We start from the raw sequence: 10,779 nt of genomic DNA, 5'->3' as shown, positions 1-10,779 counted from the left end.
GCCGACTGGGGAATCATGACCTTGCCCACCATTTTCATGCGCTTTTTACCCTTTTTCTGTTTCTCGAGCAGTTTGCGCTTGCGCGTGATGTCGCCCCCGTAGCACTTGGCGGTAACGTCCTTTCTGAAGGGAGAGACCGTTTCGCGGGCGATGATTTTGCCGCCGATGGCCCCCTGAATCGCGATTTTAAACATCTGCCGGGGTATTTCTTCCCTCAGTTTTTCGCAGGCGTGCCTGGCCCGCTCCACGGCCCTGTCCCGGTGAACGAGTTGCGAGAGGGCGTCCACCCGTTCGCCGTTGATCAGGATGTCCAGCTTGACCATGTCGGTGTCGCGGTAGTCCAGAAGGTCGTAGTCGAAGGAGCCGTAGCCCTGGGTGACCGTTTTCAACTTGTCGTAAAAGTCGTAGATCACTTCCGCGAGCGGCAGTTCGAAAATCATTTCCAGGCGGTTGTTGGTCAGGTACTGATAGTTTTTATTGATGCCCCGCCTGTCCAGGCAGAGTTTCATGACCACACCCATGTAGCGGTCCGGGGTGATAATGGCCGCCCTGATGAAAGGCTCTCTTGTTTTTTCGATCAACGTCGGGTCCGGGTAGAGGGCGGGGTTGTCGATGACCTCCTCGGATCCGTCGTTCATCATGAGGATATAGCGCACCGACGGGGCCGTCAGAATGAGCGAGAGATCGTATTCGCGTTCGAGCCTTTCCTGGACGACCTCGAGGTGGAGCAGACCCAGAAATCCGCAGCGGAAGCCGAAGCCCAGGGCCACCGAGGAGTCCTTTTCATAAATGAGCGAGGCGTCGTTCAGCTTCAGTTTTTCCAGGGCCGTCACCAGGTCCTCGTAGCCGTCCGAGGCGACCGGGTAAATGGAGGAGAACACGACGGGTTTGGCTTCCTTGAAGCCCGGCAAGGGGGCATCGCAGGGATTGTCCCTAAGGGTGATGGTGTCACCGCAGCGCGTGTCGCTGACGGTCTTGATGCCGGCAATCATGTATCCCACCTGCCCGGCGGTGAGCGTATCTTTCGGCACCCGGACGATCTGGAAAATGCCGACCTCCTCCACCTTGTAGACGGCGTCGTTGGACATGAATTTGATTCTGTCGCCGCGTTTGAGGGTCCCCTGCATCACCCTGAAGTGTACAATGGTTCCCCGGAACGGGTCGTAATGTGAATCGAAGATGAGGCCTTTGAGGGGCGCCAGTTCATCGCCGGATGGCGGGGGTAGTTGGCTGACGATTCCCTCAAGGACTTCTTCGATACCCAGTCCCTCTTTGGCGGAGGCAAGAATGGCGGTCTCCGCATCGAGCCCCAGGTCTTCCTCTATCTGTTTTTTGACCCGGTCCACGTCTGCCGAGGGCAGGTCGATCTTGTTTATGACCGGCATGATCTCGAGATCGTGCTCGAGCGCCAGGTAAAGGTTGGCCAGTGTCTGCGCCTCCACCCCCTGGCTGGCATCCACCAGCAGAAGGGCCCCCTCGCACGAGGCGAGCGCACGGGAAACCTCGTAGGTGAAATCCACGTGCCCCGGCGTGTCGATCAGGTTCAGGAAATAGGTGCTGCCGTCTTTGGATGTGTACGGCAGGCACACTGTCTGACTTTTGATGGTGATGCCGCGCTCCCTTTCGATCTCCATGCTGTCCAGGATCTGATCCTTGAAATCACGGTCGGAAATGATGTTCGCGAATTGGATCAAACGGTCCGAAAGCGTCGATTTGCCATGATCGATGTGGGCGATTATGCTAAAATTTCGTATGTTTTGCATGTTGGTATTTCAGGTGAATTCAGTTCATTGAAATGCATACACATCGATCCCGATTCCTACCGGAAGCATTCATTTTCAGGTAAAAGCCGGTTGACATGTAATGCCTTTCCATCTATGTTGAAGCGTTAATTCTTCCTGATTTGAGCGGTTGTCGAGGCTGGCGCGCCTGTGGCGGCGTTGCTGCCTTTACAAGGAAGATGCTTTTCCGTTATAGTGAACGGTACGGCGTGGAATATAAAATCGGCGACCGTCGGTAAAAAGACACATTTAACAATTTTTTTTTGTAGATGTCAACCGGCGGATTATAGGGACTCCGATCGAAAATCGCAATACGGAACCGGACCTGAAAATCCCAATCGGGACAAAATCCTATGGAAGCTGAAATTCTGATCGTAGATGATGACGACGCAATTCGGGACGCCATGCAGGAGTTTCTCGATATTTACGGTTATAAATCGATTGGGGTGAGCAGTGCCGAAAAAGCCGTGGAGCTTTTGAGAATCAAGCCGATCCAAGTGATTATCACCGATATTCTTCTACCCGGCATGGATGGTCTGCAACTCACCGACCTGATCAAGAATGACTACGATATCGATATTATCGTGATGACGGGCTACAGCGGCGACTATTCCTATGAAGAGGCCATCAGCAAGGGGGCCAGTGATTTCGTTTTCAAACCCGTGCGTTTCGAAGAGCTGGTTTTGCGGTTGAAAAGGGTGCTGAGGGAGCGAAAACTCACCAATGAGCGCGTGCATATGCTGGAAAAGCTGAAAAAGCTTTCCATCACCGACGGGTTGACCCGGCTGTACAATTCCAGACATTTTTACAACCAGCTCAAGGGGGAAGTCGACCGGTCCAACCGCTACAAACACCCTCTTTCCCTGCTCATCCTGGACATCGATCACTTCAAGGACTACAATGATTCCCACGGGCATCTCGAGGGCGACAAGGTTTTGATCAGAATAGGCCAGGTCGTCAAACCTCTGCTTCGAAAGATGGACTCCGCCTATCGATACGGGGGGGAGGAGTTCACGATAATCCTGCCCGAAACCGACGGCAACGAAGCGCAGACCGTTGCCCAGAGGATCCGCAAAGCGGTAAAGATGGAGAAATTCTTACCTGAATCCAGTGCGCCGGAAACGATTACCATCAGTCTGGGGGTGACCGAATACAGCCCCGGAGAAGACGTGTCCGCACTTATCCAGAGGGCGGACAAGGCGCTCTACAAATCCAAGGAAGGTGGGCGGGACAGAGTTTCGGCCCTATTCGTGAACTAGCTTCCGGCATGCGTTTTTCCTTTCTAACCGACCCCTCCAGTGTGGAAATCGAGCAGGTACTGTCGCTCTACAAACTGGAAGGATGGTGGATCTCATCCGGCGACGATGCCGAACTTGTCAGGCGGATCGTGGCGGGCAGCCACTGCTTCCTCGCCGCAAAAGAGGGGCAGACAATCGTGGGCATGGGCCGGGCCATCAGTGATGGTGTCAGCGATGCCTATATTCAGGACGTGGCCGTTTCCAAGCCGTTTAGGGGCAGGGGCACCGGTACGGAAATCATCCAGCGGTTGCTGGAACGATTGGACGGCGACGGGGTCAACTGGGTCGGGTTGATTGCCGAACGGGGATCCCACCCGTTTTACGAACGCATCGGGTTTGCGGTCATGCCGGAAGCGACGCCCATGGTGAAAATCGGCAAGACGTAGACGCCAAGGCTGTAAAAGCCTGAGGGTAAACAATGGATTTCAAACACATGGTGCCGCCGGATTACGCGGCATACAAGCCTTACTTCAAAAAACAACGCTACATGTTGTGCGGCTATGCGCTTTCTTCGATCATTGCGTGGAGCAACGAGGAATATCAGCCCTTCGGCATGGTGAGGGACGGCGCCTTGATCGTGGCGGCCGAGTTTTCCACGGAGCGTCAACACCGGCATCTCATTCTGCCCATTTCACCGCAGCGGGAATACGAGCCCAGGGAGCTGTTCGAACTGGCCGGCGAGCTGGGCTACGACACCTACTGGTTCGTGCCGGAAGCATATATCCAACGGCACGGCAGCGAGAAGCTCGAACGCTACTTTGACATTCAGGCGCACGATTCCTACAGCGACTACGTGTTCGAAACAAAGGCTCTGGCCTCGTTGAAGGGCAACAAGTACTCCAAAAAGCGCAACCTGATCAACCAGTTCGAAAGAGAGTTCGTTGCCGGGGGACGTGTCCGGGTGGAGCCGATGGGTCCGGGCCTGGTCCGGGAAAGCCTGGAATTCCTGGAAGCGTGGTGTGAAGAGCGTGACGGCTGCGACGGGGCGGTAGACAGTGATCTGGCATGCGAAAAGCGGGCGGCCATCAACAGCATCGAAAACCTGAATCAGATGGAACTGAAAGGCCTCGTCGTCAGGCTCGACGGCAAGGTGAGCGCCTTCGGCGTCTCCGCGGCTCTAACCGAAGAGATGGCTACGCTGCAATATGAAAAGGCCTTTACCGGCGTGAAGGGGCTTTATCAGTACCTGGACCGGGAGTGTGCCCGACGCCTGTTTGACGGATTCACCTATATCAACAAGGAGAGCGACATGGGCATCCCGGGTATCGCCAAGTCCAAACGCTCCTACTATCCGGTCAAGATGGTTCCGGCCTACAAGCTCGTAGTGAAATAAGTATCATTGTGCAATGCGGATCTTCAAGTAGAGATCTCCCTTGCTGCCGTCCGGCATCTGCTTTCCCAGCCCCTTCAATTTCAGTGTTTTTCCTGCCGTAACGCCTGCCGGGACCGTGACCCGGACCATCCGTTTGTGAAAGCCCCAGGGGATGTTCACCAGTTTGTAGGAGCCCTGGAACGCTTCCGTGGGCGTGATGTTCAGCGACCCGTAAAGATCGGCGTCGTCTGCCGGGCCGGCCGGATGGATGACCTGAAGCCTGTGGGATTTTTTCTTGGTGGTGACGCGTTTGATCGGGGCCGATATCCCGGTGGCGGGCATTCGCAAGGCGAGTTTTAAAAAGAGAATACCGAAAATGAACCCCCCGATGTGAGCCCACCAGGCGATCTGGCCGCCGCCGCCGGCGGCATTCAGAATCTGCAGGACAAACCAGAAGCCGATGAAGATGAATGCGGGGATCTCCACAAACCAGGGGATGAAGATAATGGGAATCAGCGTCAGGATTTTCGAGTTGGGGTGCATGATAAAGTAGGCCCCCATGACACCGGCAATGGCGCCGCTGGCGCCGATGGTGGGCACCATGGAGTGGGTGTCGGACAGCATGTGGACGAGACCGGAAAAGATCCCGGCTAAAAGGTAGAAGATAAGATACCGGACGGGGCCCAGGCGGTCTTCGACATTGTCGCCGAAGATGTAGAGCGACCACATGTTTCCCAGCAGGTGGAAAAATCCACCGTGCAGAAACATAAAGGAAATCAGGGCCAGAGCCTGCTGGCCGGTGGTGAAGTAGGCGCCGATTTCGGGAACGGTATACCTGGCCGGCACCAGCCCGTAGGTGTATATGAAGCGGTCGAGTCCGCTTCCCCGGGAAAGCTGGAAAAGATAGACCAGGACGTTCAAACCGATGATGGCGGTATTGACAACGGGGTAGTTTTTCGATGGCGTCGTGTCGCGAATAGGGATCATGGAAGGAAGTCGTTTTAGGTTTTGGGTTTTGAGTTTTAGGTGGATTTCCGCCTACAGCTGCGAGAATGGGCCGGCTGCTTCTGACGTCCGGCGCCTAACACCCAACCCGGACAAACCGGAAATACGAATATCTGATATCAAAATGCTAAACAGTTTCAAATGCTCAATACTAAATACTTGCCGTGTCTAAGTGTTTTTCCGTCATCCCCGCGAAGGCGGGGATTCAGAAAGCTGTAAGCCATATGCCTTGGATCCTCGCCTTCGAGGCTGTGTCGCAATCCGCTTTGGCAGGGTTAAAACCCTGCGCAACATGATCGGGCAAACAGATGGATAGAACCAAACGGTTATCAATGTAGGCCAGGGCTTTAGCCCTGAAAAATTTTTCTTGGTATCATAATTGATAGAATTCCTTACGGTGAAGATTCCCCTTAAGCTTGCTGCGGGGAATCTTCAATTTGGTATTTGTTTAGAATTTAGGATATGTTACGTCAGGCTTTGAAGACATCAAATGACGCCCGGCGCGGCGGCCGTCATTTGATGTCCATGCTGATATCCACGGCCCGGGCGGCATGCGTCAGGGCGCCGATGGAGATGATGTCCACACCGGTTCCGGCCAGGGGACGCAGCGTTTCGACGGTGACATTACCCGACAGTTCGACCAGGGCTTTGCCGCCGATGTCGGACACGGCCTGCCGCACCTCGTCGGTGGTCATGTTGTCCAGCATGATGATGTCCGCGCCTGCCTCGAGCGCCTGCCTCACTTCTTCCAGGGAGGAGACTTCGATCTCTATCTTCACCAGGTGGGAAACCCTTTCGCGGGCGCGCCGAATGGCTGTGGCGATACCGCCGCAGGCGGCGATGTGGTTGTCCTTGATCAGCACGCCGTCGAAGAGCCCCATGCGGTGGTTTGACGCCCCGCCGACCCGCACGGCATATTTTTCCAGAACCCGCCAGCCGGGGACGGTTTTACGCGTGTCCACCAGCCGCACGGAGGCGTCGCCCAGCAGGTCCATGTAGGCGCGCACGTGGGTGGCGATGCCGGACATGCGCTGCAGGAAGTTGAGCGACGTGCGCTCCCCTTTCAGCAGGGCGGAAAGGCGGCCTTCCAGCTTGACGAGAATTTGGCCGGCTTCCACCATGTCGCCCTCGCCGTGATTGGGCTCGAACCGCGTTTCGTCATCGAAGCGGCGGAACACCTCCCGCGCGATTCCAAGGCCGGCCAGCATGAGTGGCTCCTTGGCGACAATGACAGCGCTGCCGGTGTGTTCCGGCTGGACGAGGCTGTCCGTGGTGATGTCGCCGGAGCCGATATCCTCGGCGATAGCCAGGTCGATGAGTTTGTCAACAAGTGGGTTCATATTCATCAGTAACCCGGAAACTAAATATGTCAAAGATATAGGAGTGTTAACGTAAAATATCTGTCATTCCCGCGGAGGCGGGAATCCAGGGTTCTTTGCCCGCTGCTTTCTGGATAAGCGCCGACGCTTCACTACGTGTCCTTACCTAAATCTACCAATTTGTTAAGGTTGGCGGTCAGCTTTTCCTGCTTCTGCGACAGCAGGTCGTGCTTTTCCTTGACCTTGGCCACGATGTCCGCCGGCGCCTTGTTCAGAAAACTCTCGTTGTTGAGCTTTTTGGACACGCCGGCCAGTTCGTTGCCCAGTTTTGCGATCTCTTTTTTCAGCCGGGCCGATTCCTTCTCGGTGTCGATGACGCCCGCGAGAGAAACGAACAGGGTGGCGCCGTCGAGGATGGCGGTTGCCGAGGCCCTGGGCTTTTCTCCGGGTTCCTCTACGGAAAGATTTTCCAGATTGGCCAGGTCGACGATTAAGTTCCTTTCGGCCTCGACGGTCCGGCGGATGCGTTCCCGGCTGGTCTGAAGCGAGACGCTGAGGGAAAGCGAGGGCGCGATGTTCATCTCCCCCCGGATGTTTCTCACGCCGGTGATGATCTCCATTACCAGCTGCATGGCCTCTTCCGCGTCGGCATCCCCGGCCAGGTCAGCCGCCGCCGGGGCGTCAGCCGGGTAAACCGCTTTCATGATGGACCCTTCGGTGCCCGGCAGCTTGTGCCATATTTCTTCGGTGACAAAGGGCATGAAGGGGTGCAGCACGACCAGGGTGTCGCGCAGGGCCCGCCACAGGACACTCAGCGTGGCCTCGCGGCTGTCGTCGCCCAGCTTGCCGTACAGTGCCGGCTTTACGGCTTCTATGTACCAGTCGCACAGCTCGTGCCAGACAAAGTTGTAGACCGCACTGGCGGCTTCGTTGAAACGGTAGCCGTCCAGGGCTCCGGCCACACTTTCCACGGTTTTGCCGAGGCGGGAGAGTATCCAGCGGTCCGCCAGGGAGATATGCTCCCGGGGGATGCCGGTTGCGCCGTCCTGGATGTGCATCAGGGAAAAGCGGGTGGCGTTCCACAGTTTGTTGACAAAGTGCCGGTACCCCTCGACCCGCTTTTCGGACATCTTGACGTCGCGGCCCTGAGCGGCGAATGCCGCCAGGGTAAAGCGGAAGGCATCGGTTCCGTACTTGTCGATGATGTTCAGGGGGTCGATGACGTTGCCCTTGGACTTGCTCATCTTTTTGCCCTGTTCGTCGCGGACCAGGGCGTGCACGTAGACATCCTTGAAGGGAATTTTTCCCATGAAGTGGATGCCCATCATCATCATGCGCGCCACCCAGAAAAACAGGATGTCGAAACCGGTGACCAGCACGGATGTCGGGTAAAAGGTTTTCAACAGGGGCGTCTGTTGGGGCCATCCCATGGTGGAAAACGGCCAGAGCGCCGAACTGAACCAGGTGTCGAGCACGTCGGTTTCCCGCGCGAGCGCTTTGCCGCCGCAGGCCGTGCACCTATGGGGCGCCTCCATGCGCACCATCAGCTCACCGCAGGCCTCGCAGGTCCAGGCGGGAATCCGGTGGCCCCACCAGATCTGGCGCGAGATGCACCAGTCCCTGATGTTGTACATCCAGTCGTAATAGGTTTTTTCCCAGATCTCGGGAATGATGCGCGTTTTGCCGCTCTCCACGGCCTCTATGGCTTTCTCGGCCAGCGGTTTGGCCTTGACGAACCACTGACGGGAAAGGTTGGGTTCCACCACGGTTTTGCAACGGTAGCAGTGCCCGACGCTGTGGGGATGCGGCTCGATTTTTTCAACGAGACCCTCGGCCTGCATGGCTTCCACCACGGCCTTGCGGCACTCGAAGTGGTCCATGCCGGCGAAGCGTCCCGCTTCCTCCGTCATGTTGCCGTCGTCGTCGATGACCTTGATGTTGGGCAGCTCGTGGCGGACGCCGATGTCGAAGTCGTTGGGGTCGTGAGCCGGTGTTATTTTCAGGGCCCCGGTGCCGAAGGACATGTCGACGTAGCGGTCCTTGATGAAGGGGATCTCCCTTTCCATGAGGGGCAGGATGAGCGCGCGCCCCTCCACGTCGGCATAGCGTTCGTCCTCCGGGTTGGCTGCAACGGCCGTGTCTCCCAGCATGGTTTCGGGACGGGTGGTGGCGATGACCACATGCCCGTCGCCGTCGGCAAAGGGGTATCTGAAGTGGTAAAGATGCCCGTCGATCTCTTCATGCTCCACTTCGAGATCGCTCAGGGCGGTGTGGCAGCGGTGGCACCAGTTGATGATGTACTGGCCCCGATAAATCAGTCCCTCTTCATACAACTGGACGAAAACCTTGCGCACGGCCAGGGACAAGCCTTCATCCATGGTAAAGCGTTCGCGCTTCCAGTCGCAGGACGCGCCCAGCCGTTTCAACTGGTTGATAATCGCGCTGCCGTATTCCCGGCGCCATTCCCACACGGCTTCGATAAATTTTTCACGCCCCACCTGATGCCGGTCCAGGCCTTCTGCGGCCAGTTTCTTCTCGACGACGTTCTGGGTTGCAATCCCGGCATGATCGGTGCCCGGCATCCAGAGGACGTTGTCCCCCTTCAACCGGCGATAGCGGCACATGATGTCCTGCATGGTGTTGTTCAGGGCGTGGCCCATGTGCAGGACACCGGTAACATTGGGGGGCGGTATGACAATGGAATAACCCGGCTTGTCGCTTTCATCGCTGGCAGCGAACAGCTGCTCCTTTTCCCAGTAGGCATACCATTTTTTTTCCACTTCGTGGGGTTCATATCCCTTGTCAATCTGATTGGAACTCATCGGTCTCTACACTCCATTTTTCAAAAAAAGAATCACGAAGTGCGAAAATTGAAGGGCTGAAAAAAGCAGCATCGGTTAGCGGCTTCAACCTTCGCCATTTCGTGACTGTGTTGTTCAGAGCCTAAATTGAGCGATTTCCGGGTTTGCCGCAGGTGCGGTGAACCCGGAAATCCGTGGGGGTTTCAATTGTTACGCATGATCGATTTAGGGCAAAAGTAAGATTTTAGTTCGAGCTCAAGGCATGCGTTTGTCTAATTCCCGGGCGACTGCGTCTGCGATTTTCCTTTCGAGGATCTCGTCGAGCTTTTCCTGCAGCACCCTTTCTACAATCGTTTCGACGCGTTCTCCCAACGTACTGTCGGCGGCTTCAAAAGGGGCATCCGGGGCTACGGAGGCGGCATCTTCTTCATCGCTCAGGACGTTGCGTTCCAATTCGGTTGTCAGGTCGATGCCTAGATTGTCCAGAAGATCCGTTTCGATTTCCGCCATGACGTCAGCGTCGATGGGGGCGCCCTTTTCCAGATAGATGGTCTGCTCGGACGGGCCCTCCCGCGCATCGACGGTCTCTGCAGGTTCCTCGTCCACTTCCCGGACTTCATCGTGCGACGGCGGGTCGGTGGTTTCCTGGCCCGCGGTTTCCGATTCGTCAAGCGTCGATTGGATATCATCGATCAGTTCCAGGATTTCCTGGTCGTCCGTGGGCCTTGGAATGGAAACCGCCGGCGCATCCTCGCTTATGCGCTCCTCTGCTTCCTCTCCATCCCATTCCGACAGATCGAGAGACATGTCATCCGTTCCGGCTGGAATCTCTTCCGGACTTTCCGCCAGGGCGATGGTTTCCTCCAGCGTTTCGTCTGCCGAATCTGTGAGATCGATTATTTCCTCCGGTTCTTCGGAAGGCTCAACGGTGTCCATGAGATCGACGACATCGTCATCGCCAAGGTTGTCCAGTTCGATGGTGTCGGTGAGGTCCAGGACGTCGTCATCCGCCTCGTCCGGTTCGACGGCGTTTAAGGAATCGACGGCATCGTCATCGCCAAGGTTGTCCAGTTCGATGGTGTCGGTGAGGTCCAGGACGTTGTCATCCGCCTCGTCCGGTTCGACGGCGTTTAAGAGATCGACGGCATCGTCATCGCCAAGGTTATCCAGTTCGATGGTGTCGGTGAGGTCCAGGACGTCGTCATCCGCCTCGTCCGGTTCGACGACGTTTAAGGAATCGACGGCATCGTCATCGCCAAGGTT

8 protein-coding genes are annotated in these 10,779 nt (G+C 56.5%); 3 read left to right on the top strand and 5 right to left on the bottom strand.

Annotation, left to right across the window (positions count from 1 at the left end; all coding sequences use genetic code 11):
- Positions 1-1,763: translation elongation factor 4 (gene lepA, locus LJE94_16535; GenBank protein ID MCG6911711.1), on the bottom strand; the 1,763-nt coding region annotated here is incomplete at its 3' end.
- 371 nt (positions 1,764-2,134) lie between these two features.
- On the opposite strand from lepA, the gene LJE94_16530 reads away from it, so the two are divergent.
- From LJE94_16530 to LJE94_16520, 3 genes are read left to right on the top strand one after another with little or no spacing between them, the layout of a single operon-like run.
- Positions 2,135-3,040: a diguanylate cyclase gene (locus LJE94_16530; GenBank protein MCG6911710.1), complete on the top strand. Its 906-nt coding sequence runs from the start codon at positions 2,135-2,137 to the stop codon at positions 3,038-3,040.
- Between the two features lie 8 nt (positions 3,041-3,048).
- Complete coding sequence (locus tag LJE94_16525; protein MCG6911709.1) at positions 3,049-3,465, top strand: GNAT family N-acetyltransferase; 417 nt, start codon at positions 3,049-3,051, stop codon at positions 3,463-3,465.
- A gap of 32 nt (positions 3,466-3,497) precedes the next feature.
- Positions 3,498-4,412, top strand: a complete 915-nt coding sequence (locus tag LJE94_16520) for a phosphatidylglycerol lysyltransferase domain-containing protein (GenBank protein MCG6911708.1) — start codon at positions 3,498-3,500, stop codon at positions 4,410-4,412.
- Positions 4,413-4,415: 3 nt separating this feature from the next.
- Here LJE94_16520 and LJE94_16515 read toward each other — a convergent pair whose 3' ends face one another.
- The 4 genes from LJE94_16515 to LJE94_16500 form a co-directional block, all read right to left on the bottom strand.
- On the bottom strand, positions 4,416-5,378 hold the full coding sequence (locus LJE94_16515; GenBank protein MCG6911707.1) for a rhomboid family intramembrane serine protease: 963 nt from the start codon (positions 5,376-5,378) through the stop codon (positions 4,416-4,418).
- Positions 5,379-5,908: 530 nt separating this feature from the next.
- Positions 5,909-6,736, bottom strand: a complete 828-nt coding sequence (gene nadC / locus LJE94_16510; GenBank protein ID MCG6911706.1) for a carboxylating nicotinate-nucleotide diphosphorylase — start codon at positions 6,734-6,736, stop codon at positions 5,909-5,911.
- A gap of 131 nt (positions 6,737-6,867) precedes the next feature.
- A complete protein-coding gene (locus tag LJE94_16505) occupies positions 6,868-9,537 on the bottom strand; it encodes a valine--tRNA ligase (protein MCG6911705.1) in 2,670 nt (889 codons plus the stop codon).
- A gap of 234 nt (positions 9,538-9,771) precedes the next feature.
- Positions 9,772-10,779, bottom strand: a 1,008-nt coding sequence (locus LJE94_16500) for a hypothetical protein (protein MCG6911704.1), incomplete at its 5' end; no start/stop codon positions are given.

The sequence above is a fragment of the Deltaproteobacteria bacterium genome, from assembly GCA_022340465.1.
In the GTDB taxonomy this organism is placed as follows: domain Bacteria; phylum Desulfobacterota; class Desulfobacteria; order Desulfobacterales; family B30-G6; genus JAJDNW01.
The sequence above is the reverse complement of the archived record's forward strand: the minus strand, read 5'-3'. Positions and strand labels throughout refer to the sequence as shown.